The sequence below is a fragment of the Nonomuraea sp. NPDC049695 genome (assembly GCF_040674955.1).
Taxonomy (GTDB): Bacteria; Actinomycetota; Actinomycetes; order Streptosporangiales; family Streptosporangiaceae; genus Nonomuraea; species Nonomuraea helvata.
In genome coordinates this window covers 163,874-187,000 of record NZ_JBFANV010000008.1, presented here as the reverse complement: position 1 = coordinate 187,000, position 23,127 = coordinate 163,874, and the positions used below count along the sequence as shown (strand labels likewise).

At 70.1% G+C, this 23,127-nt stretch carries 20 protein-coding genes and 1 tRNA gene; 15 read left to right on the top strand and 6 right to left on the bottom strand.

What is annotated here, in order from left to right; genetic code table 11:
- Nucleotides 1–39: 39 nt before the first annotated feature.
- The 3 genes from AB0J64_RS10570 (at nucleotide 40) to AB0J64_RS10560 (ending at nucleotide 3,371) form a co-directional block, all read left to right on the top strand.
- The gene (locus tag AB0J64_RS10570) at nucleotides 40–1,314 is read left to right on the top strand and encodes a glutamate-5-semialdehyde dehydrogenase (protein WP_364023810.1); all 1,275 of its coding nucleotides are present in this window, start codon (nucleotides 40–42) and stop codon (nucleotides 1,312–1,314) included.
- Nucleotides 1,315–1,364: 50 nt separating this feature from the next.
- Nucleotides 1,365–1,541: a hypothetical protein gene (locus tag AB0J64_RS10565; RefSeq protein ID WP_364023807.1), complete on the top strand. Its 177-nt coding sequence runs from the start codon at nucleotides 1,365–1,367 to the stop codon at nucleotides 1,539–1,541.
- 81 nt (nucleotides 1,542–1,622) lie between these two features.
- A complete protein-coding gene (locus tag AB0J64_RS10560; RefSeq protein WP_364023804.1) occupies nucleotides 1,623–3,371 on the top strand; it encodes a protein kinase in 1,749 nt (582 codons plus the stop codon).
- A 130-nt stretch (nucleotides 3,372–3,501) separates the two neighbouring features.
- Here AB0J64_RS10560 and AB0J64_RS10555 read toward each other — a convergent pair whose 3' ends face one another.
- Entirely contained in the window at nucleotides 3,502–4,524 is a 1,023-nt protein-coding gene (locus AB0J64_RS10555; protein WP_364023802.1) for a M48 family metallopeptidase, read from the bottom strand.
- A gap of 96 nt (nucleotides 4,525–4,620) precedes the next feature.
- On the opposite strand from AB0J64_RS10555, the gene nadD reads away from it, so the two are divergent.
- From nadD to AB0J64_RS10535, 4 genes are all read left to right on the top strand, one after another.
- Nucleotides 4,621–5,238 (top strand): nicotinate-nucleotide adenylyltransferase, encoded by a 618-nt coding sequence (gene nadD, locus AB0J64_RS10550; protein WP_344989558.1) that lies wholly within the window; start codon nucleotides 4,621–4,623, stop codon nucleotides 5,236–5,238.
- A gap of 90 nt (nucleotides 5,239–5,328) precedes the next feature.
- Nucleotides 5,329–5,724 (top strand): ribosome silencing factor, encoded by a 396-nt coding sequence (gene rsfS, locus AB0J64_RS10545; RefSeq protein ID WP_357620270.1) that lies wholly within the window; start codon nucleotides 5,329–5,331, stop codon nucleotides 5,722–5,724.
- Between the two features lie 51 nt (nucleotides 5,725–5,775).
- Nucleotides 5,776–6,405: a histidine phosphatase family protein gene (locus AB0J64_RS10540; RefSeq protein ID WP_364023797.1), complete on the top strand. Its 630-nt coding sequence runs from the start codon at nucleotides 5,776–5,778 to the stop codon at nucleotides 6,403–6,405.
- A gap of 342 nt (nucleotides 6,406–6,747) precedes the next feature.
- Nucleotides 6,748–6,820: transfer RNA gene (locus AB0J64_RS10535), tRNA-Ala, on the top strand.
- Between the two features lie 125 nt (nucleotides 6,821–6,945).
- Here AB0J64_RS10535 and AB0J64_RS10530 read toward each other — a convergent pair.
- Complete coding sequence (locus tag AB0J64_RS10530; RefSeq protein ID WP_364023794.1) at nucleotides 6,946–7,380, bottom strand: hypothetical protein; 435 nt, start codon at nucleotides 7,378–7,380, stop codon at nucleotides 6,946–6,948.
- Nucleotides 7,381–7,521: 141 nt separating this feature from the next.
- On the opposite strand from AB0J64_RS10530, the gene AB0J64_RS10525 reads away from it, so the two are divergent.
- Nucleotides 7,522–7,950 carry a TetR-like C-terminal domain-containing protein gene (locus AB0J64_RS10525; protein WP_364023792.1) on the top strand — a complete coding sequence of 143 codons (429 nt, stop codon included), beginning with the start codon at nucleotides 7,522–7,524 and terminating at the stop codon, nucleotides 7,948–7,950.
- Here AB0J64_RS10525 and AB0J64_RS10520 read toward each other — a convergent pair.
- The 3 genes from AB0J64_RS10520 to AB0J64_RS10510 form a co-directional block, all read right to left on the bottom strand.
- The gene (locus AB0J64_RS10520; protein WP_364023789.1) at nucleotides 7,947–9,002 is read right to left on the bottom strand and encodes a glycosyltransferase; all 1,056 of its coding nucleotides are present in this window, start codon (nucleotides 9,000–9,002) and stop codon (nucleotides 7,947–7,949) included. The two genes, AB0J64_RS10525 and AB0J64_RS10520, sit on opposite strands and share 4 nt — an antisense overlap.
- Nucleotides 9,003–9,556: 554 nt before the next feature.
- A complete protein-coding gene (locus AB0J64_RS10515; protein WP_364023786.1) occupies nucleotides 9,557–13,336 on the bottom strand; it encodes a S8 family serine peptidase in 3,780 nt (1,259 codons plus the stop codon).
- A 148-nt stretch (nucleotides 13,337–13,484) separates the two neighbouring features.
- The gene (locus AB0J64_RS10510) at nucleotides 13,485–14,804 is read right to left on the bottom strand and encodes a PHB depolymerase family esterase (RefSeq protein WP_364023783.1); all 1,320 of its coding nucleotides are present in this window, start codon (nucleotides 14,802–14,804) and stop codon (nucleotides 13,485–13,487) included.
- A 272-nt stretch (nucleotides 14,805–15,076) separates the two neighbouring features.
- Here AB0J64_RS10510 and AB0J64_RS10505 point away from each other — a divergent pair, with 272 nt between their 5' ends.
- The 7 genes from AB0J64_RS10505 to AB0J64_RS10475 are packed head-to-tail and all read left to right on the top strand — an operon-like array spanning nucleotide 15,077 to nucleotide 22,155.
- The gene (locus tag AB0J64_RS10505; RefSeq protein WP_364023780.1) at nucleotides 15,077–16,021 is read left to right on the top strand and encodes a GNAT family N-acetyltransferase; all 945 of its coding nucleotides are present in this window, start codon (nucleotides 15,077–15,079) and stop codon (nucleotides 16,019–16,021) included.
- Nucleotides 16,008–16,781 carry a PIG-L family deacetylase gene (locus AB0J64_RS10500; RefSeq protein ID WP_364023777.1) on the top strand — a complete coding sequence of 258 codons (774 nt, stop codon included), beginning with the start codon at nucleotides 16,008–16,010 and terminating at the stop codon, nucleotides 16,779–16,781. Before AB0J64_RS10505 ends, AB0J64_RS10500 begins: the two co-directional genes overlap by 14 nt.
- Nucleotides 16,778–18,385 (top strand): ABC transporter substrate-binding protein, encoded by a 1,608-nt coding sequence (locus AB0J64_RS10495; protein ID WP_364023774.1) that lies wholly within the window; start codon nucleotides 16,778–16,780, stop codon nucleotides 18,383–18,385. The genes AB0J64_RS10500 and AB0J64_RS10495 overlap by 4 nt, the downstream gene beginning before the upstream one ends.
- A complete protein-coding gene (locus AB0J64_RS10490) occupies nucleotides 18,382–19,362 on the top strand; it encodes an ABC transporter permease (protein WP_364023772.1) in 981 nt (326 codons plus the stop codon). The genes AB0J64_RS10495 and AB0J64_RS10490 overlap by 4 nt, the downstream gene beginning before the upstream one ends.
- Nucleotides 19,359–20,183, top strand: coding sequence for an ABC transporter permease (locus tag AB0J64_RS10485; RefSeq protein WP_364023769.1), 825 nt, complete (start codon nucleotides 19,359–19,361; stop codon nucleotides 20,181–20,183). The genes AB0J64_RS10490 and AB0J64_RS10485 overlap by 4 nt, the downstream gene beginning before the upstream one ends.
- Nucleotides 20,180–21,160, top strand: a complete 981-nt coding sequence (locus AB0J64_RS10480) for an ABC transporter ATP-binding protein (RefSeq protein ID WP_364023766.1) — start codon at nucleotides 20,180–20,182, stop codon at nucleotides 21,158–21,160. Before AB0J64_RS10485 ends, AB0J64_RS10480 begins: the two co-directional genes overlap by 4 nt.
- Nucleotides 21,157–22,155: an ABC transporter ATP-binding protein gene (locus AB0J64_RS10475; protein WP_364023763.1), complete on the top strand. Its 999-nt coding sequence runs from the start codon at nucleotides 21,157–21,159 to the stop codon at nucleotides 22,153–22,155. Before AB0J64_RS10480 ends, AB0J64_RS10475 begins: the two co-directional genes overlap by 4 nt.
- On the opposite strand, the gene AB0J64_RS10470 is transcribed toward AB0J64_RS10475, so the two are convergent.
- Nucleotides 22,140–23,117: a YafY family protein gene (locus tag AB0J64_RS10470; protein ID WP_364023760.1), complete on the bottom strand. Its 978-nt coding sequence runs from the start codon at nucleotides 23,115–23,117 to the stop codon at nucleotides 22,140–22,142. The genes AB0J64_RS10475 and AB0J64_RS10470 overlap by 16 nt on opposite strands.
- Nucleotides 23,118–23,127: the final 10 nt, after the last annotated feature.

Here is a 23,127-nt window from a genome sequence, read left to right as displayed (position 1 = left end):
TGAGCGACCGGAGTGACGAGGGAAGAGCGGAGCGGAGCAATGAGCACAGAGTTCTTGAAGGTCGCCCACGCGGCACGAGAGGCCGCCGCCGAGCTGGCCCCGCTGCCGCGGGCGCCCAAGGACGAGGCGCTGCGTGCTGTGGCCGACGCCCTGGTCGCGCACGCGGCGGAGATCGTCGAGGCCAACGCCAAGGACGTCGAGCAGGCCAGGGCGCAGGGCACGTCCGAGGCGATGATCGACCGGCTGCGCTTGGACGAGGCCAGGGTCGGGAAGATCGCCGAGGCCGTGCGCCAGGTGGCCGACCTGCCCGACCCGATCGGCGAGGTCGTACGCGGCACCACCCTGCCCAACGGGCTCGAGCTGCGCCAGCTCAGGGTGCCGCTCGGCGTCATCGGCATCATCTACGAGGGCCGGCCCAACGTGACCGTCGACGCCGCCGCGCTCTGCCTCAAGAGCGGCAACGCGGTGCTGCTCAGGGGCTCCTCCAGCGCCTACTCCTCCAACACGGCCCTGGTGAAGGTCATGCAGGACGCCCTGGAAGCCACCGAGGTGCCCGCCGGAGCCGTACAGCTCGTGCCGGGGCAGACCCGCGACTCCGTCAAGGAGCTCATGCGGGCGCGCGGCCTGGTGGACGTCCTGATCCCGCGCGGCGGCGCGTCGCTGATCAACTCGGTGGTCGAGGAGTCGACGGTGCCGGTCATCGAGACCGGCGTCGGAAACTGCCACGTCTACGTCGACGCCGAGGCCGACGTCGACCTCGCCGTGCAGATCCTGCTCAACGCCAAGGCGCAGCGCCCGTCGGTGTGCAACGCGGCCGAGACGTTCCTCGTGCACGAGGACATCGCCGACGCGTTCCTGCCGCGGGCCCTGTCGGCGCTCGCGGAGGCGGGCGTGACCGTGCACGGCGACGAGCGTGTCGCCGGCTACGGATCCGGCGTCGTGCCCGTCACCGAGGACGACTTCTACGCCGAATACCTCTCGCTCGACATCGCCGCCGCCGTCGTCGGCTCGCTGGAGGAGGCGGTGGCCCACATCAGGAAGTACGGCTCCGCCCACACCGAGGCGATCGTCACCCGGTCGCAGCGGGCGGCGCGCAGGTTCGTCGCGCTCGTCGACTCGGCGGCCGTGGCGGTCAACGCCTCGACCAGGTTCACCGACGGCGGGGAGTTCGGGTTCGGGGCCGAGATCGGCATCTCCACGCAGAAGCTGCACGCGCGCGGCCCGATGGGGCTCCCCGAGCTCACCTCCACCAAGTGGGTCTATACCGGTGAGGGGCATTTGCGCACCTCAGAGGGCACGGTGGTGGCCGGTTAGCCGGCGTGTCGGCCTGACCGGCGCCGGGGAGCGCGGGTTGACTGAGAGGCATGGAGATTGTCGTCGCCCTCGTCTTCTCGGCCGCCGTGCTGTTCGGCGCCGACCGGCTGCTGCTCTGGCTGGAGCGCCGGGGTCACGTCAACTGGCGCAGGAAGGGGCGCAGGCAGCTGTCGGAGGAGCCCACGGCCCGGCTCGACAGCATGCTCTCCGACCACACTCGCCGATAATCCTTCGGCGTGCCTCAAGCGTCGAATCGCGTCCCAGCGCTAGGGTTGTGTCCCTTATGAGCGCGCCGGGCGGGAGGGACGGTGACTAAGCTCGGCAAGGTCGGGCCGTACACCCTGGTCGAGCGGCTCGGCCGAGGTGGCATGGGTGAGGTCTACCTCGCCCACAACCGCCGCGGCGAACGCGTCGCGCTCAAGGTCCTGCACGACCTGGCCGAAGACCAGACCTCCCGCATCAGGCTGGAGCGGGAGGTCCGCGCGCTGCGCAGGGTCGAGAGCCCGTACGTGGCCAAGGTGCTCGACGCCGACCTCAACGGCGCCCGCCCCTACCTGGTCATGGAGCACATCGAGGGCGTCACGCTGCTCGACCGCGTACGCCAGAGCGGCCGCCTCGACGTGTCCGAGCTCGTGGACATGGCGCAGGGCATCGCCGCGGCGCTCGCGATCATCCACGCGGCCGGGGTCGTGCACCGCGACCTCAAGCCCGGCAACATCATCATGGGCGCGCAGGGGCCGGTGCTCATCGACTTCGGCATCGCGCAGGTGCTCGACGCGACCCGGCTCACCATGACGGGGACGTTCCTCGGCACGCCCGGCTACACCGCGCCGGAGATCTTCGCCGACGAGCAGGTCGACTCGCCTGCCGACGTGCACGCCTGGGCGGCGACGGTGGCGTTCGCGGCGACGGGGCGGCCGACGTTCGGGCGGGGGACGGCCGAGGCGCAGATGTACGCGGTGCTGAACGGGCAGGCCGACCTCAAGGGCGTGCCCGTCGAACTGCTGCCGCTCGTGCGCGCCGCGCTCAACCGGGAGCCCTGCAAGCGCCCCACGGCGGCGCTGCTGGCCGATCGGCTGTCGCGGCTGGCCAGAGCCACCAACGGGGCCACGAGTGGGGGCGACCCCGAGCCCGTCCCCGAAGAGGGTAAGACGGGCCGTGCCACTACTGAGGAGAACAAGTCCGCGCGCAGCCGGGCGAACACGGACAGCAAGGTGCCCGCGCCGCGTTCCCGGCCGAACGTCGACGGGAAGGGCTCAGCGGCTCGCACGCCTGGTACGGACGGCAAGACCGCCGGGGCGCGGAACCGTACCGGGGCGGACGGGGCCGCGGCTCGGAGCCGTACCGGGACCGATGGGAAGGGCGCGGCGGTCCGGAGCCGGGCCGAGGTGCCGCCGCCGCGCGGCCGGGCGAGCGCGGACGGGAAGGCCGCTGTCACGCGGTCCAAGCTGCCCGCGGCCCGCCAGCGCACGGCGGCGGCCGTCAGGAGCAGGCCGCAGGTGCGCGGCAAGACCGGGCTCAGGGCCGAGTCGGCCACCACGCTGCCCGCGGGCAACGGCGCGCTGCTGCTGCTCGCCGTGCTGGCCGTGCCGTGCGTGGTGGCCTCGGTGATCTGGCCGATCGCCTCCATCGCCATCACCACGGTGTTCGTGGTGCTGACCCGGACACTCTGGATGAGCCACTGGATGGTCAGGAAGCGCAGCTCGCGGCGTACGCGGGTGGCGCTGCGCGTGCTGCTCTTCCCGTTCGCCCTGGTGGGAGCGGGCTCGACCGCCGCGGTGTGGCCGGGCGTGCCCGTCGCGCTGGCCGCGGGTGGCGCGCTCTGGGTGACCGGCGGAGGAGTGATCGACTCCGACTGGTGGCAGCAGCCCGCGCCCGTGACGGTGGCGGGCGTGGTGTTCGGGATGCTGTGCGGCGGTTTCGCCGGGCGCGAGATCGAGCGGATCGGGCATCGGCTGCCTGACCTGCGTAGGGAAGGACTGCGCGCACTGGCCGTGCTGGGCGGGTTCGTCGCCCTGTGCGCGGCCGCCGTGCGCGCCATCGCCCTCTTGCTCTGACCCGTCGGCTCTTTGAGGTGTTCGGCCTGCCTCTATGGCGGGTCCTGGTTGCGGCCCGCCGCTCGTCGCCGATCGCGGCGGGTTTTCGCGGCCGATCAAGCTGATCGGCCGCGTACGGCGGTGCGGCCGGTCAGCCCTGGCCGCCGTCGCGGCGCGAGAAGCGGTTGAAGATGCGCTCGCCCGCGTTGACGGCGCCCTCGGCCACGTCGCGCAGAACGCCGATGAACGGGTCCTGCGACTGCGACCAGGACGCGCGGTAGGACTCGGCCGCCGCCTTGATCTCCTCGGTCACTCGTGCGTTGGAGTCGTCCTCCCTGCGAGGGTAGTCCCCGCCCAGGATGCGGTCGTACTCGCCGCTGCGCTGCCACTTGTCCAGCTCGGCCACGCGTACCACCGCGAACGGGTGGGTGGTGCCGAGCAGGTTGAGCACCTTGAGGAAGCCGTCGCGAAGGTCGCCCGCGGTGTCGTATTCCTGGTACTGCTCCAGGAACGCCTCGATGTTCATCTCGTGGGTGTAGTCGCCGCCGGCCAGCTTCATCAGCGCGCGCTTGGCCGCCTCGGGGTTCTGCCCGGTGAGCAGGCCGCCGCGGTCGGACGAGAGCTCGGACTTGCGGTACCACTCCTCCAGGCCCGCGACGATCGCCCGCAGGCCGATGTAGCCGAGCGGGATCCAGGCGACGCGGGTGGCGAGGCGGGTCAGGATGTCGAGCATCGTCCGGTAGACCGCGTGCCCCGACAGGATGTGCGAGGTCTCGTGGCCGATGACGAAGCGCTGCTCCTCCTCGTTCATGAGGTTGAGCAGACCGGTGGTGACGACGATGAACGGGTCGTCGAAGCCGATCGCCTTGGCCTGGACCGCCGGATCCTGCTGGATGTAGATCTCCGGGATCCGGTGCAGGTCGAGGGTGTAGGCGGCGTCGCGGCCCATGTCGTAGATGGAGCGGAACTGGGTCTCGCTCACGCGCACGGCCGACGCCAGGTACATCAGGCGCAGCCGGCGCTCGCTGATGAGGCCGGACATCTGCTTGAGAACCGTGTCGAACCCACTCAACTTACGCAGAGCGACCAGGGCGGACCGGTCTGCGGGGTGTTCGTAGGCTCGGGACGAGATGCCGGGCAGTTGGACGCGGTTGCGGTCCGGGGTGGTCGTCATGCCCGGCATGCTACGTCCGCGACGGAAGCGATGCGCGGCCATCACCAAGGGGGGTGCCATCATGTTGTGGTACGACGTCCACGTAAGGTCCGTTTCATGATGAATGCGCCTGGTGTGCAGGGGAAGCGGCGAGTTGGAGTGATGGGTGGGACGTTCGATCCCATCCACCACGGCCACCTCGTGGCTGCCAGCGAGGTGGCCCACCACTTCGACCTGGACGAAGTCGTCTTCGTACCGACCGGCCGGCCGTACCAGAAGTCGGAGCGCGAGGTGTCGGCGCCGGAGGACCGCTACCTGATGACGGTCATCGCGACCGCGTCCAATCCGCGTTTCTCGGTGAGCCGCGTGGACGTGGATCGGCCCGGGCCGACCTTCACTATCGACACTTTGCGCGATATTTCGGAAATTTACGGTCCGCAGGTTGACCTGTTCTTCATCACCGGCGCCGACGCCCTCGGCGCCATCCTGGGCTGGCAGAACGCGGACGAGCTCTTCGAGCTGGCGCACTTCGTCGGCTGTACGCGGCCGGGGCACACGCTGCACGATCCCGGGCTGCCCGCGGGACGGGTGACGTTGCTGGAAATTCCCGCACTGGCCATCTCGTCGTCCGAGTGCCGGCAACGCGTGGCCAAGGGGGAGCCGATCTGGTATCTGGTACCCGACGGCATCGTCCAGTACATCAACAAGCGGGGGTTGTATCACGGCGAGGGGTGAAGGACTCGTGCCGTAGGTGAGGGGTTTCGGCCCGGAAGGGTACCCTCAACATAAGGGCATGCTGCCGACACAGGAGGACAGACCCGCATCGTGACCGCATCTGACAGAGCCGCCCAGCTCGTGCGCATCGCCGCGGAGGCCGCGGCCGACAAGCTGGCCGATGACATCCTCGCCTACGACGTGAGCGAACAGCTCGTCATCACCGACGCCTTCCTGCTCTGCTCCGCCACCAACGACCGCCAGGTCCGAGCCATCGTCGACGAGATCGAGGAGCGGCTGCGTGCCGAGGCGGACGCCAAGCCCGTGCGCCGGGAGGGCGAGCGCGAGGGCCGCTGGGTGCTGCTCGACTACATCGACATCGTCGTGCACGTCCAGCACGAGGAAGACCGTACGTTCTACGCGCTCGAGCGCCTGTGGAAGGACTGCCCGGCCATCTCGCTGCCGGAGAGCGTCTTGCAGGCCAACCTCCAGCGGGCGCGCGCGTGACCGCACTGGTATCTCTCATCTCGGTTCCCAGATCGCCCGTGAGGACGCCGCATGAGTAAGCGGATCGTCTGTCTGCGGCACGGGCAGACCCTGTGGAATGTCGAGCAGCGATTCCAGGGGCATTCCGACATCCCCCTCGACGAGACCGGCGTGGCGCAGGCCGCCAGGGCCGCCTCCCTGCTCGCCTCGCTCCGGCCCACCCTGATCGTCTCCTCCGACCTGCAACGCGCCAACGACACCGCGCTGGCGCTCGCACGCGTCGTGGGGCTCGACGTGGCGGTGGACAAGGACCTCCGCGAGCGTGGCGGTGGTCAATGGGAGGGGCTGACGCGCGACGAGATCGCCGCGCGCTGGCCCGAGGAGTACGCGGCCTGGGAGGCACCGGACGGAGAGCCCGTCACCGACGTGGCCACCAGAGTGGCCGGCGCCATGCGGCGCTGGGCGGCCAAGCTCGACGACGACGGGCTGCTGGTCGTGGCCTCCCACGGGGCCGCGCTCCGGCTCGGGATCTGCGAGCTGCTCGGGCTGCCCGATTCACTGTGGCCGGCGCTGGGCGGTCTGGGCAACTGCTCCTGGTCCGTGCTGCAGGAGGGCCGCAAGGGGTGGCGGCTGCTCGAGCACAACGCCGGGACCCTGCCGGAGCCCATCCACAGCGACGACCGCCCGGACGCCGAGGTATAGCACCGGCCGGAGCCCGAGGCATATGACCGGCCCTACGCCGAGAGTGTGGGGTCGGCTGGACGCTGAGGGTGTGGGGCCGGCCTGGGCACCGAGGGTGTGGGGCCGGCCTGGGCACCGAGGGTGTGGGGCCGGCCTGGGCACCGAGGCCATAGGTCTGGTTTGACGCTGAGGCGTCGGACCGGTCGGACGCCCGAGGCATAGGCGAGTTCATACGGCTCGGGGGCCGTACGGTCGGCCGCCGTGCTCGCTCTCGGCCGGGGCGCGCGGCGCGATTATGCGAATCGGCGCGGATGGCTATATGCTCTCGGAGCGCCGCAACGGGTGGACTCGGAGCGGTGACCAGGGGCTATAGCGCAGTTGGTAGCGCGCCTCCATGGCATGGAGGAGGTCTGGGGTTCGAATCCCCATAGCTCCACCCCACACATGGCTCTCGTGGCTGGCGGCGGTGTCCTTCGGGCGCCGCCGTTCCGCGTTCGAGGCGACGGCCTTTCAACGATCTTCGTAGTGGCGGGCGAGAGCGTAGAAGGCATCCTTCGGCTCTCAGGGCATGCCGGGACAGGCGCGGCCCGGGGAGCCGTCGAGCATCTTGACGATGCCGTACGAGCCGAGGTCGAGGTCGTAGCGGGGGTCGGGGCGGTGCGGGAGCTCGAACCCCGCGAAGCTGAACCAGAAGACGGTGTCCATGCCCACCTCCTCGAAGACGGCCATCAGATCGTCCATGTAGCGAACCTGCTCGCCCTCGTCGCGCACGGTGCCGGGCTTGACGGTGCCGCCCTCCTCGATGACGGTCCAGCCGCCCGTGCCCCAGTCGCCGGCGCTGCGGAAGGTGCAGCAGCCCGCTTCGGCGACGGCGACGGGCTTGCCGTGGGTGAAGTACTGGCGCAGGTCCTCCCGGAAAGTGGCGAAGTTGTGCCGGTTGCGGTACGCGTCGACGATGTCGAAGGGCGTCCAGTCGACGTGCTCGACGGGGATCAAGGCATAGCTGATCCGGCCGCCGAAGCGGGGGCGTATGGATGCCGCGACACGGGAGAGGAAGGCGTTGACGCGATCGGGGATCGCGGCCAGCGCCGAAGCGCGTACCTCCGATGCGGCGCTCCGCCACCAGGCAGCACCCCCGTGCAGCCGCCCGTGCCCGACACCGGCTCCCTGCGCCTGCTGGCCCAGCTGCGCGCTGTCAGCACGCGCATGATCGAGCTGGCCCCGATCATCCAGGCGATCGGCGACGGACGGGCAGACGACAGCGATCTCACTGACTATCTGCACGAACGCGTCAGTCAGGCCGGCATGGGGGAGATGCGCGCCCTGCTCGAACGCGCCGTGCTGCGTGGCGAGCTCGACCAGGCCCGGCTCCCGGCCCGGGCCGCCACGCTGCCCTTCACGCTCGTGGCCGCGGAGACGCTCCTCAGCCAGGGCCCCCTGTCCGAGGACGCACTCGCCGAGATCGTCGACCAGATCGTCGTGCCGTTGATCGTGCACCACGTCGGAGCGGCGGCCCTGGGCACCCTTGACCGTGATGCGGAGGATGGAACGTCGGCGAGTGGCTAGCGGCCCTTTTCGTACACGAGGAGGCCGCGTGACAGGTGCAGCGGGACCATGATGAGCTCGACCACCAGGGCCTTCCAGGCGTAGTACAGGTTGACCGCCTTGTTCAGGTAGACGAACGGGAGGTTGAAGAGCACCTGGTGGACGGGGAGGCGGCGGCGTCTGGCCGCGTACAGGAGCGCCGGGACGGTCAGGAGGAGCTCGCCGCCCGCCCACCATGCCATCGTGCCGGTCACCGGCTCCCGCATGCCCAGCGTGAGGATCAGCGGGGTGGTCCACCACAGCGGGGCCAGGAGGATCTCCAGGAGGGCCACGATGACCCACGTCGCCAGCATGGGCTTGCGGATGAGCAGGCGGGGGAGGTGGAGACGGACGTTCTGCATGAAGCCCGCCATCCAGCGCCACACCTGTTTGCGGAGATAGGTGAGGGTTTCGGGGTCGGCGGCCCAGGCCATGGCGTCGGATACGTAGACCGCCTTGCGGCCTTCGAGCTGCTGGCTCCAGGTGAAGTCCATGTCTTCGACCATCGTGCGTTCGGGGAAGCCGCCGAACGCGGTCAGGGTCGTGCGCCGGAACACCGAGCAGCAGCCCGAGCAGACCATGGGACTGTTGGCGAGCTGCTGGATCGGGCGGTGCCAGTGGAAGCCGAAGAGGTATTCGGTCGATCTGCCACGCTCCCATGGGGTGCGGGCGAAACGGGTCTGCACGTTGCCGGCGGCCACGCCCACGGCGGGGTCGTCGAAGACGGGCTTGACGCGCTCGATGTAGTCGGGGGCCAGCACCGTGTCGGCGTCGACGGCCAGGACCAGGTCCGTGTCGCAGTGGGGGAGCGCGTGGTTCTGGGCCTTGGCCTTGCTGCCGAGGTTGCGGGGTGGACGCAGGACCGTGACGCCGTGGGCCGCGGCCACCTCGCCGGTGCGGTCGGTGGAGCCGTCGTCCACCACGATGATCTTCTCGGGCGGGGTCGTCTGGGCCTGGATGGAGCGGAGCGTGGCGGGGAGCCCGGCCTCCTCGTTGTGCGCGGGAATGATGACCGTGAGAGTCTTCTGGCTCACCTGCGCCTCCCCAGCTTGAGCGCGACCAGGGTCACCAGGCCGACCGTGGCGTAGATGACCAGGCTGAATCCGAGTGTGGGCGGGCCTCCGGGCATCCTGCGGTTCCCTTCTGAGCGGGTGGAGCGGAGTGGATCGGGCAATGTGGGAACGAGGATGCCTGGCGGGGTGTGGGTGGGGAGGGGCCGAATCGGGTTCTGGGGATGGAGGGGTCGCGGGGCCGGCTCTGCCTGTGGACAGCGCGTGCTCGCGGGGCTGACTCCGCGCCTGTGGGCAGCGCGCACTCGCGGGGCTGACTCCGCGCCAGTGGACAGCGCGCACTCGCGGGGCTGGCTGCGGCCTGTGCGGAACGCGTGCTCACGGGGCCGGCCGCCGGTCTCCTGCGCCAGAAGGAGCCCGTCGATCGCGCGGAGGTGGAAGGTGAGGACGGGCGCTGGGGTGCCTCTGCCCGAAGGCGGCGGCCAGGATGCTCCCGCCGCCCGGCCTGTCGGCGGGCGAGCCGCCATCCGAAGGTGACGGCGGCCAAGGAGAACCCACTCCCTGACCGCCGTCGGTGCTCATCTCAGGGCGTAAGCCCGGTCGATGGTCTGGGTGGTCGAGCCGCCCGCCGTGTCCGACGCCGTGACCCGCAGCGACACGAACCCGCTGGTCTGCGCCAGCGCAGGATGCGCCACCTCGACCCGGAAGCGCCCGTCGCCCCGCTTCTTGACCCGCGTCGCGTCATGCCAGGTCGCCCCGTCGTCGACCGAGTACTCCACCCGTACCCGATTGACGACAGGCGCCCGCCGCACGGCCGAGTGCGCCCCCGCCCGCAGGTCGAACGCGAACGTCTGACCGGCCGGAGCCCGGTTCAGCAGGTCGAGCGGCAGGTCGTACCGGAGCTGGACGGCCGGCTGGAACGCGCACCCGGCCCCGAACGAGCACGAATACCCCCGAGGCGCCCCGGAGGAGGGCGGCGGGGAGGAGGTGAACTGCGAGGTCGTGCTCACCGTCCGGGACAGGGCGCGGCCGGGAGTGTCCACGGCCTCCACCCGGTACGCCCCGGCCGGCCCGGGCACCGTGAAGTACCGAGGCCGCCACCCTTGCGCGGCCACCTCCTGGCCGCCCACGGACAGCAGCGGCTTGGAGGTGACGTGGCTCAGGTCGGTGTAGTGCCGGGGATCGGAGTCCGCCCACTGCTCGAAGGGCACGAAACGATCCGAGTCCCGGCAGAGCGAGCAGGGCACCGAAACCGGGTACCCCGAGGGCACGTCGGCGGCCGCGGGCACCAGCGGCGCCTTGAACCACTGCTCGGAGACCCGCCGGTCGTCCCCGGTGAACCGGTCGTCGGAGTGCAGGACCAGCCCGGAGTTCGTGAGCGTGCGCGACCACACCACGTCATCGGAGAAGGGCCCGAAGTACTCGGTACGGGTCACCGGCATCGGCAGCGACCCGCCGTACGTCAGGCGCCCCGGCTCCTCGCCCGCCGTCGACTCGCCGTACTCCCAGCCGCTGGTGTCCGGATTGTCGGCATGGTACGCGGCGTTGATCCGTACCAGATCCTTCATGTCGACCCGCTCGGGCCGGGAAGGCACGCGCCCGCGCGAGTCGAAGCGGAGGTGGTAGACCGAGGCCGGCCCCGCGTACGGCTCCAGGCGCAGCGACACCGGCCCCGCGGCCAGCGCGGAGCGCACGGCGCGCCCTTCGGCGGTGCTCAATCCCAGCCGCATGGACGGGCCCAGTGGCACCCGCGCCCGCCCGCCGTCGACGTCGAGGAAGCCGATGACGCCCGCCGCGCCCCGCATGGAGGCCTCACGGCCGGCGTCGTCCATCTGGACGCTCGCGTTGACGTAGCTGCCCTCGACCGGGATCCCGACGAGGACGACCTTCCCGGACACGTCGACACCCGAAAAGTCCTCAGGTTTCCCTCTTCCGACTGAAATAAGGGGATAAGTTGCGGCGGAGGTCAGCCGGCGCATCGACTCCATGTCGTACGCCGGATGCAGGGGCAAAGACCCCGCGGCCGCCGAGGTGAGCACCGGAGGCTCCAGGTTCCACTGGTGCGACAGCCGCACCTTGCCCGACTTCACCGACGGCACCGGCGTGACGTACAGCTGCTGCCCGCCCAGGACCGCACCGTACAGCGAGACCGGCTGGGTTCGGTCGGTGAAGGTACGCACGTAGTACGCGCTCCCGCCCCCGTCCAGCGTCTTCGGCGTGTCCGGCCTGATCGGCGCCGTCTTGCGCGCGTCCAGGGTGACCGTCTTGTCCCCGTCGAGCCGGACGTTCTCGATCACCCAGCTCGTCCGGTTGCTGATCCGGCTCTCGTTGGCGATGCCGATCACCTCGTACTCCCCGGCGGGGAGGTAGAACTCGCCGTTACCCGAATAGTCCGTGTGCAGGTAGTAGTACCCGTACGGGTTGAACGGGTCTTCCGGGCTGTTCGTCCGCTTCAGCGGGACCGCGTACACGAGGGGCTCGGCCTGGTAGCCGGGGAAGAACTCCTTGGTCCCGTACGAGTTGACCAGCGACACCCCGAGCCGGTGCGTCGCGGGACCGGTGTAGTAGCTGAACGGCGTCACCAGCCGCACGTCAGAGGAGCCGGAGGTCGCCGTCACCCAGCCGCCATAAGCGCCGATCGGCCCGGCAGAAGGGGCGACGGTGAGCGAGACGGTGGCGGTGCCGTTCGCGGGCACGGTCACGCTCCGCGCGCCCAGCTTGATCGCGTTGTCCGGGGCGGGCTTGCCGCTCCAGCCACGGGTGACGAGCGAGACGGCCAGCGTGACCGGTGCTGCGCCGATGTTCCGGTAGGTGACCTGTCTCGTGGCGGGCTTGCCGATGAGCCGGAAGTCGACCACGGAGCTGGCGAACACGCTCTGGGCGGTCGCGCGGGCCACGTCCACCAGGCCGCTGCCCTGCTCGAACCAGTTGTGCCCGTCGTTGCGCCGCGCCGTCGAGGTCAGCGCGTCGCGGAGCTCGCCGGCCTGCCAGCCGGGGTGCTGCTGGGCCAGGATCGCCGCCGCTCCCGCCACGTGCGGGGTCGCCATGGAGGTGCCGCTGAACGCCGTGTACCTGTCGTTGCCGGGGATGCCGGGCAGCGAGGAGTCGGACGAGCGGGCGGCGACGATGTCCACGCCGGGAGCGACGATGTTCGGCTTGACCGCGGCGTCGTCCAGCCGGGGGCCCTTGCTGGAGAAGTCGGCCAGCGTCGTGCCCGTCTCCTTGTCCACCGCGCCCACGGCGAGCGCCTCGTCGGCCGCCGCGGGCACGCTCACCGTGAGCGGGTCCGACTCGTTGCCCGCCGCCGTCACGAACAGCGTCCCGTACTTCTTCGTGAGCTCGTTCAGCGACTGGCTCATCGGATCGGTGCCGTTGCCGCAGCAGGAGCCCAGGCTCATGTTCACCACGTCGGCGCCCTGCGAGGCGGCCCACTCCATGCCGGCGATGGCCCACGACCAGTCGCCGAGGCCGTTGTCCGAGAGCACCTTGCCGACCATCAGGGACGCGGCCGGCGCCACCCCCTTGTACGTCGGTCCCGCGCCCGCGATCGTCGAGGCGACATGCGTGCCGTGCCCGATTCTGTCGGCGGTGCTCGCCGAGTCGGAGAAGTTCTCGCTGGCGATGATCCGTCCGGCGAAGTCCGGGTGGGCGGCGTCGATCCCGGTGTCGAGAACGGCGACCTTGACCCCCTTGCCGTCGAACCCGCGCTCCCATGCGGCCGGCGCGCCGATGAGCGGCACGCTCTTGTCGAGCGACGCCTTCGTCTTGCGGTCCAGCCAGATCTTGGCGATCCCGCTGCCGCTCAGCTTGTTGCCGGTACGGAGTCCGGTCCAGAAGTCGTCCGCCCGCTCGGCGCGTACCGTGATCGCCGCGCCGTTGACGCTGTCGAGCACCCGCACGTTCTCGCCGGCCGGCAGGGTCCTGGCCGCGCTCGCCAGCGCGGACGGAGCCGGGTCGCCCTGGTAGGTGACGAGCAGCGGGATCGCCTCGACGCGCTGGTCCTGTGCCAGCGTCTCGACGTCGAACAGCTCTTCGTCCAGGGTCCCTGCGGCGACCATGGCGGCCGCGTCGGAGGGCAGGACGAGGTAGCCGCCGTCCTTGCCGGGCAGCGTGGCGAACGTGACGTCGGCGCCGTCCGGCCTGGGCGCCGGCTTGATGGCTATGGAGGGGATGCTCCCCTGCGACGGCGCGTACTCGACGACGTCGCCGGTGATGAGGGTGAGGGTGACACGTGCCGGCTGGGTCTCAGCGGGCCCGGTGGCCGCGGACGCCGCCTGGTGGGGCGGCACGACAACGGCGGTGAGCACGAGCGCGGAGCCCGATAACACCGCCGATAACCGCGTGTGAAATTTGGACAAGATGTGCCCTTTCGGTCATTAATCGGAGCGCTTCGGGAGCGCTCCCAACTCTCCGAGAGGGCCAGTATCCATCACATGATCAGAACCGCATCGCGAAAAGGAACATCACCGGGCTCAGCGGATCCTGAGCCCGGTGAAAGGCGAGCCGTCACGTGCAGGCGGCGCCGTTGAGGGTGAAGGCCGCCGGCTTGGAGGTGTTCCCGTTGTGGGTGGCCTGGAAGCCGAACGAGGCGGACGCGCCCGGCGCGATCGTGCCGTTGTAGCTCACGTTCCTGGCCGTAACCTGGCCGCTCGTGGGCGAGATCGTGGCGTTCCACGCCGAGGTGATCGTCTGGCCCGACGGGAGCGCGAAGGCGAGCGCCCAGGAGGAGAGCGGGGTGGCGCTCGTGTTGGTGATCGTGACGGCGGCCGTGAAGCCGGTGTTCCAGGTGTTCATCGTGTACGTGACGCCGCATGCCCCGCCCGGCGTGGGGGTCGGCGTGGGGGTTGGCGTGGGGGTCGGGGTGGGGGTCGGGGTCGGGGTGGGCGTCGGGGTCCCGCCGCCGCTCTTGTCAAGGCCGAAGAAGGCGATCGCGGCGGCGGCCATCCCGCTCATCGGGAGGTTGTGTCCGACGCCCTGCAGGCTGATGGCCTCGACCGGGGACATCGTGCCGGTGCCGCCGTACCTGGTCCTGGTCCAGCCAGACTGGGGCTGGTCGGTGCTGCTCGGCGTCTGGCTCAGGCCGTGGACGTTGGTCCACTGCTTGATCTCCTCCTGGAAGTTCGGGTAGTGCAGCGTGTTGTCCGCGGTGCCGTGCCACACCTGCATGCGCGGCCGGGCGCCGGTGTAGCCGGGGTACGCGCCGCGTACCAGGTCGCCCCACTGCTGCGGCGTCTTGACGACCTGGCCGTTGGCGCAGGCGCTGTTCCACATCGACCCGTCCGTGGTGGCGAAGCAGGCGAACGGCACGCCCGCGAACGCGGCCCCGGCCTTGAAGACGTCGGGGTAGTCACCCAGCAGGACGTTCGTCATCATGGCGCCCGACGAGGCTCCGGTCACGAAGGTGCGGTCGGGGTCGGTGCCGTAGCGCTGCTGGACGTACCTGACCATGGAGATGATGCCCACCGGGTCGCTGCCGCCGTCGTGCCGCAGCGCCTGCGGCGAGGAGACGTCGAAGCAGGAGCCGCTCCTGGTGGCGGACGGGTAGATCACGATGAACTTGTACCGGTCGGCCAGCGAGGCGAACTCCGTGCCGGAGTAGAAGGCCGGGCCCGATCCGGTGCAGTAGTGCACGGCCACCAGTAGGCCCGGGCGGGACCCGACGCCGTCCGGTACGTACAGGTGCATGCGGAGATTTGTCGGGTTTGTGCCGAAGCCGGTCACCTCCGTCAGCTGGGCCGACGCGGCCGGTGGCGCCGTGATCAGCGCCGCGACGACGAGTGTCACGGCGGCGATCAGGGCGCCGGCTATCCGAGCTCTGATGTTCATCGGGCTCCTCTCGTTCGCCTGAAACATTGCGAGTTTGAAGCGAAACTTTCAGCCGCGCAATCGTGGCTGGTGGTCGGCTCTGGCAGGGCGGGGATGACCTGCGGATAAGCGCGAACGAGAGCGCCGGCTCCATGAAAGTTTCGGCTCGCTGGAGGCTCAAAAGAATTTTTCAACGATGCGGTGAGAGAGAAAATTAATTCCCGATTCATCTTGACCTTGGCCGTCGGCGATGGGAAAGCTGTGGCAGGAGAGCCAAAGGTGAAAGGACCCTCATGGTCACAGTCCGCGCCTTCGCGTCCGGTGACGAGGCCTCTCTGATCGAGGCCTGGAACCGCAGCATGCCAGGCGACCCCACTACCCCCGGCTGGTTCCGCGACTGCGTGCTGCTCGATCCGAACTTCGATCCCGAAGGCTTACGCGTGGCCGTCCTGGACGGACGGGTGGTCGGCTGCGCGTACGGCGTCCGCAGGCTGACGCCCCTGGCCCCGGGGACCGACCTGGAGCCGGACACCGGCTGGATCCCCTTCTTCTTCGTCGTCCCCGAGCATCGCGGCGGCGGCCTCGGCAGGCGGCTCGTCGGCGAGGCGCTGGCGTTCCTGGAGGGGACCGGACGGACGAAGGTGGATTTCTCGTCGTACACCCCGAACTATGTGCTCCCGGGCGCGGACGCCGAGCTCTACCCCGACGGCCACCGGCTGCTGACCGGGCTCGGCTTCCGGACCCTCTACTCGCCGGTCGCCATGGACAGGACGCTCGTCGGCTACGTGACGTCCGACGAGGTGCACGAGCTGCGCGCCAAGCGTGAGCAGGAGGGGTACGCCTTCCGCACCCCGGCCGACGGCGAGCTGCCCGAGCTGATCCGCTTCGCGGCCGACGCCTTCAACCCCGACTGGGGCGAGGCGATCCGCGCCCACCGTGACACCGAACGCATCGCCATCGCGAAAAAAGATCGAATAGTGGGGTTCGCCCTGTACGCGGCCTACCGTGGCATCCCCGAGCGCTTCGGCCCCTTCGGCGTCGACCCCGACCAGCGCGGCACCGGCCTGGGCAAGATCCTCCTCCATCTCACCATGACCAGGATGCGCGCCGAAGGGCTCCACTCGTCGTGGTTCCTCTGGACCGGCGAGGCCAGCCCCGCCGGCCGCCTCTACACCAAGGCCGGCTACGAGGTCACCAGGAGGTTCCAGGTGATGAGGCGGGCCCGTGAGGGAGCGTAGCGAGCGAACAATCGAACACAGCACTCATGGGTTCGCGGCCGAAGGCCGCGCAACCCACGTTCTCGCCATCGGCGCCCATGCGGGCGATCTCGACCTGACGGCGGGCGCGGTGCTCGCCCAGCACGTCCTGCGCGGCGACCGGGCCACGCTCCTCCACCTCACCCTCGGCGAACGCGGCCACCCCCGCATGTCCGTCGCCGACTACGCCAAGCAGAAGCGCGAGGAAGCCGAGACGTTCGCCGGCAGGATCGGAGCGGGCGTGCGCTTCCTCGACTACGAGGACGGCCTGCTGCCCGAGGACGAAGAGGTCAAGATGCGGGTCGGCGACCTCATCAGGGAGCTGCGGCCGGACGTCATCCTGACCCATTGGAGCGCGTCCATCCACAAGGATCACGCTCGTACCCACCGGATCGTCGAGGACGCCCGCTTCTACGGCGGGCTCAAGACGCTCGAACGCGAGCTGCCCGCCTGCTGGGCGGGCGAGCTCTACTACGCCGACAACTGGGAGGACGCCGAGGGCTTCGTCCCCGACGTGTTCGTCGAGCTGACGGAGGAGGCGTACGAGCTCTGGTCGCAGGCGATCACCGGTTACGCCTACGCCAGGGGCGAGACCTACGGCTTCCCGTACGTCGACTACTACCGCGCGCTCACCATCGTGCGCGGCGCACCAGCCGGATTCGACCGCGCCCAGGCCTTCGCCGCCCCGAAGGGCTCGCGTGACCTCCGGACGAAGTATTTCGGAAAGGCCACCCCCCGATGAAACGAATTGTCGCAGTACTCGCCGCCCTGGTCGTCGCCGGCTGTTCGAGCGGCGGCGGCTCCACCGGAAAGACCAGTACGAGCGCGCCGCCGCTGGTGATCCATGCCGTCGACGCGGGCACGTTCCAGGAGGACTTCAACCCGTACCACCTCGAAGGCGTGAACTTCGGCACGAGCGGGATGATCTACGAGACGCTCATGTACTTCAACAAGCTCAAGCCCGGAGAGATCACCCCGTGGCTGGCTCTGAAGTACGAATGGTCTGACAAGGGCAAGTCGGTCACGTTCACGCTCCGCCAGGGGGTGAAGTGGACGGACGGGCAGCCGTTCACCGCCGACGACGTGGCTTTCACGTTCCGGATGCTGAAGGAGCACGCGCAGCTCAACGCGTCCGCGCTCGAGATCAAGGATGCGCAGGCGCTGGCTCCGGACAAGGTGCGCATCGACTTCAAGAGCACCTCGTACGCCAAGCTCTTCAACATTGCCGGCGGCTCGCCCATCGTGCCCAAGCACCTGTGGGAGAAGCAGCAGGACCCGGCCACGTTCACCAACTCCAAGCCGGTCGGCACCGGGCCGTACAAGCTGGCGAAGTTCTCGGCGCAGCTCTACGAGATGGAGAAGAACCCGTCCTACTGGCAGCCGGGCAAGCCGGAGGTGCCGCTGCTGCGCTTCCCCGCGTACACGGCCAATGCCCTGCAGACGGCGCTCCAGCAGGGCGAGGTGGACTGGGCGGGCGCGTTCGTGCCGGACATCCAGAAGATCTTCGTGCAGGGCAAGCCGGAGCAGAACAAGTTCTTCTTCCCGCCAGAGGGCGTGGTGACGCTGCTGCCCAACCTGACCAACCCGATCCTGTCGAAGCCGGAGGTACGGCAGGCCATCAGCCTCGCCATCGACCGGGACAAGATCGTCAAGGTGGCCGAGCGCGGCTACACCAAGGTCGCGCACCCGACCGGCGTGCCGATGCCGGGCGGCGAGGCGTACGTGCCGCCGGAGTACAAGGACGCCGCCTTCAAGGTGGACGTCGAGAGGGCCAAGGAGCTGCTCAAGGGCGTGAACCCGGCCGAGCTGAAGTTCACGCTGCTGGTGCCGTCGCCGTTCACCGACTGGGTGAACGCCGCGCAGCTGATCAGGGAGGACCTGGCCAAGGTCGGCATCACGGTCGAGACCAGGGGCGTGGCCTTCCAGGACTGGGTGTCGAAGGTCGGCAAGGGCGACTACGACCTGTCGATCAGGGGCGCCGAGGCCGGCCCGACCCCGTACTTCCAGATGCGCTTCCTGCTCTTCGGCGGCCTGGCCAAGCCCGTCGGCGAGGCCGCGAGCGGCAACTACGAGCGGTGGAAGGACGCCGAGACCGACCGGCTGATCGACGCGTACGCCGCCACCGACGACCTGGCCGAGCAGCAGAAGGCCACGCAGGGGCTCGGCAAGATCATGATGGAGAGGCTGCCCGTCCTGCCGCTCTTCTACAGCCCGGGGTGGGCGCAGTACCGGACGAACAAGTACGTCGGCTGGCCGTCGGAGCAGGACCCGTACGCGATGCCGTCGCCGTACGCCTCGCCCGACGCCGCCGTGGTGCTGCTGCACCTGAAGCCGGCCGTCAAGTGAGGTTCCTGGCCCGGCGGCTCGGCTTCTACCTGCTGACCGCCTGGGCCGCCATCACGCTCAACTTCCTGATCCCCCGGCTCATGCCGGGGGACCCGGTGGAGCTGCTGGTGGCCCGCATGAAGGGCAATGTCAACCCGGCCGCCATCGACGCGATGCGGCGGGCCTTCGGCATCAGCGACGCGAGCCTGTGGCAGCAGTATCTGGACTACCTGGGCAATCTCGCACAAGGGGAGCTGGGCCGCTCGATCACCTTCTTTCCCGCCGAAGTGTCCACGGTCATCGCCGACAGCCTGCCGTGGACGGTCGGGCTCGTCGGCGTCGCCACGCTGATCAGCTATCTGATGGGCACCTCGCTGGGCGTCCTCATGGCGTGGAAGCGGGGCACCTGGCTCGACGGCGTGCTGCCCGCCGCCACGTTCATGCACGCGGTGCCGTACTTCTGGGTGGCGCTCGCGCTCGTGTTCGTCTTCGGGGTGACGCTGCAGTGGTTCCCCGTGTCCAGGGCGTACGGGCTGGACGTGATGCCCGGCTTGACCGGCGAGTTCGCCGGCAGCGTGGTCTACCACGCGGCGCTGCCGGCCGTGACGATCGTGGTCGCGTCGATGGCCGACCGGATCCTCGGCATGCGCAACGTCATGGTGACCACGCTGGGCGAGGACTACGTGGTGATGGCCGAGGCCAAGGGGCTGACCTCCAGGAGGGTCATGTGGGCGTACGCGGCCCGCAACGCGATCCTGCCCAACATCACCAGCTTCGCCCTGTCGCTCGGCTTCGTGGTAGGCGGCTCGGTCCTGACCGAGATCGTCTTCTCGTACCCCGGGATCGGGTCGATGCTCCTCAAAGCCGTCGAGAACGAGGACTTCCCACTCATGCAGGGCATCTTCCTCGTCATCTCGCTGGCCGTGCTCGTCGCCAACTTCCTGGCCGACCTGGCGTACGTGGTGCTCGACCCGCGTACCAGGCAGGAGTCCGAATGAAGATCAAGATCGGGATCGGGATCCTCGCCTTCTTCACGCTGACGGCCGTGCTCGGGCCGCTGCTCATCGGCGCCGACCCCGCCGCGACCAGCGACGACGGCCTCCAGGGCCCGTCGGCCGCGCACTGGCTCGGCACCACGCAGACCGGCCAGGACATCCTCACCCAGATCGTGTACGGCGCCCGCGTCTCGATGGGCGTCGGCGTGCTGTCGGCGGTCATCGCCAACGCGGTCGCGGTCGCGGTCGGCCTGGTCGGCGGCTACTTCGGCGGCGCCGTGGACGAGGTGCTGTCCGTGCTCACCAACATCTTCCTGGTGCTGCCCGCCCTGCCCCTGATCATCGTGCTCGCCGGCTACCTGCCGCAGCGCGGCGTCGCCTCCGTGGCCGTGGTGATCGCGGTCACCGGCTGGGCCTGGGGCGCGCGGGTGCTGCGGGCCCAGACCCTGTCCGTACGGCGCCGCGACTTCGTCCAGGCCGCGCGGGCGAGCGGGGAGGGGCCGTTGCGGATCATCTTCTTCGAGATCCTGCCCGTGCTGCTGCCCGTCATCGCCACCAGCTTCCTGGCCACCGTGGTCGCGGCGATCCTGGCCGAGGCCGGGCTGTCGTTCCTCGGCCTGGCCGACCTGTCCACCGTGAGCTGGGGCAGCATGCTCTATTTCGCACAGAACGGGCAGGCGCTGCTCATCGGGGCGTGGTGGTGGTTCATCCCGCCCGGCCTCTGCATCGCGCTCATCGGCACCGGGCTCGCGCTCGTGAACTTCGGTATCGACGAGATCGCCAACCCCCGCCTGCGAACGGTCAAGGTCAAGGCTCACACATGAACGTCCTGGAGATCCGCGACCTCAGCGTCGACTACCTGTCCGCCGGTGGCGCCGTGCACGCCGTCGCCGGCGTCTCGCTCGACCTGCGGCGGGGCGAGATCCTCGGCCTGGCGGGGGAGAGCGGCAGCGGCAAGTCCACGCTGGCCAACGCCGTGGCCCGGCTGCTGCGGCCGCCCGCCGCGATCACCTCGGGCTCGGTCGTCCACCGCCGCCAGGACGGCTCGTCCGTGGACGTGCTCGAGCTCGGCAGGAAGGAGCTGCGGGCCTTCCGCTGGAAAGAGCTGGCCGTCGTCTTCCAGAGCGCCATGAACTCGCTCAACCCGGTCAGCACGGTCGGCGCCCAGATCGACGACGTCCTGCGCGTCCACGTGCCCGGCATGTCCCGCAAGGACCGTGCAGAGCGCGCCGTCGAGCTGCTGCAGCGCGTCGGCATCAGCGCCGACAGGCGGCGCTCGTATCCCCACGAGCTCTCCGGCGGCATGCGGCAGCGCGCGGCCATCGCCATCGCGCTCGCGCTCAATCCCGAGATCATCATCATGGACGAGCCGACCACCGCGCTCGACGTGGTGGTCCAGCGCGACATCCTCCACGAGATCAGGGCGCTCAGGGAGGAGTACGGCTTCGCGGTGGTGTTCATCACGCACGACCTGTCGCTGCTCATGGAGATCTCCGACAGGATCGCCATCATGTACGCGGGCCGGGTCGTGGAGACCGGCACCGCCGAGGCCATCCACAGGTCGCCGCACCATCCGTACACGCTGGGCCTGCTCCGCTCGTTCCCGCGCCTGCACGGGCCCCGCGAAGAGCTCCTGGGCATCCCCGGCAGCCCACCCGACCTGAGGTCGCTGCCGCCGGGATGCGCGTTCCATCCGCGTTGCGGGCACGCAAGAGCGGAGTGCTCGTCGGTCCTGCCCGCGTTCGAGGGCGATGTGGCGTGCCTGCTGAACGGCGGCAGTGGTCTGGAGGACGCATCATGATCGTTCTGGAGGGTCGCAATCTCACCAAGCACTTCACCGCCGCCCACGGCCCACGCGGCCGCCTCGGCAGGCGGCCGCCGGTGCGGGCCGTGGAGGACGTGTCGATCGCGCTGCGTGCCGGGACGGTGTCGGCGCTGGTCGGGGAGAGCGGCTGCGGCAAGAGCACGGTGGCGCGGCTGCTCGCGCAGGTCTATCCGGCCACCTCGGGCGAGGTGCTGCTGCGCGGCGAGCCGGTACGCGCCCATCGTGGAGCGGCCTTCAGGGACTACCGGCGGCAGGTGCAGCTCATCTTCCAGGACCCCTTCGCCTCGCTGAACCCCTTCCACCGGGTGCGCTACCACCTGGCCAGGCCGCTGCGCATCCACGGACACGTCCGCTCGGACGCGCATGAACAGGAACAGGTCGCCGAGCTGCTCGAACGCGTCAGCCTCACACCGGTCGAGCAGTTCATGGACAAGCTGCCGCACGAGCTGTCCGGCGGGCAGCGGCAGCGGGTGGCCATCGCGCGGGCGCTGGCGGTGCGGCCCGTCGCGCTGATCGCCGACGAGCCGGTGTCGATGCTGGACGTGTCGATCAGGCTCGGCGTGCTGCGCCTGCTGGAGGGGCTGGCCGAGGAGAGCGGGCTGGCGCTGCTGTACATCACGCACGACATCGCCAGTGCCCGGTACTTTGCGCAGGACATCACGGTGATGTACGCCGGGCGGTTGATCGAGAGCGGGCCCAGCGAGGAGCTCACGCAGTCGGCGCGGCACCCGTACACGCGGCTGCTGCTGGAGTCGGCGCCGGACCCCGACAGGGTGACACCCCGCGAGGGCACGCGGCACGGCGAGCCGCCCAGCCTCATCGACCCGCCGGGCGGGTGCCGGTTCCATCCGCGCTGCCCGGTGGCGCTGCCGGTGTGCTCTAAGGAGGTCCCCGGGCGTACCGAGCTGGGGGAGGGCCGCTGGACCCACTGCTGGCAGGCCGAGGCGGAGGTCGCTCAGGCGGGGCGGTAGCGGGCCGCGATCTCGGCGGCGGCGGCCCCCATGCGGTCGCGCAGCTCGGCGGGGGCCAGCACCTCGGCATCCATGCCGAGCCTGAGGAACTCGCCGAGCGCGTGCTCGATCGACTCGATCGGCACCGTGACCCGCGTCCACCCGTCCTCGTCGGGCGGTTCCGCGCTCTCCCTGGCCGCCGCCACCACGCCGGGGGTCATCAGGTCGGGCAGGCGCTCCAGGCCGCGCGGCGACAGCCGCACCACCGCCTCGCCCCACCGCAGCCGGGCCTCGAACTCGGCCAGGTACGCCTGCCAGTAGGCCGCGAGGTCGAAGCCGTCGGGCCGGGTGAAGCCCTCAGGGAGCGGGTGCAGGTCGAGGATCTGCGAGACGCGGTAGGTACGCACGTCCTCGCCCGCCCGCGCGACGAGGTACCACCGCCCGGCCTTGACGACCAGCCCGTACGGGTCGAGCCGCCGCTCCACCTCCTGGGGCGCCTTCCAGCGGCGGTACCTGACCTGGAGGCGGCGCTCGTTCCAGACGGCGTCGGCCACGGCGGACAGGTAGGTCACCGGCTCGCGGTCGCGGTACCAGGTGGGCGCGTCCAGGTGGAAGCGCTCCTGGATGCGGCCCGCGCGGTCGCGGAGCTCGACGGGCAGCGCGGCCATCAGCTTGAGCTGCGCGGCCGTCACCACCGCGCCCAGCCCCAGCTCGGCTGCCGGCCCCGGCAGGCCGGCCAGGAACAGGGACTCGGCCTCGTCGGCCGTCAGCCCGGTGAGTTTGGTGCGGTAGCCGTCGAGCAGCTGGTAGCCGCCCTTCGGGCCGGCGTCGCCGTAGAGGGGGATGCCGGCGGTGTGGAGCGACTCGACGTCGCGGTAGATCGTGCGTACGGACACCTCCAGCCGGTCGGCCAGGTCCTGCGCGGTCATCCGGCCGCGCGTCTGCAGGAGCAGCAGGATCGACACCAGGCGGGAAGCACGCACATTCACTGAC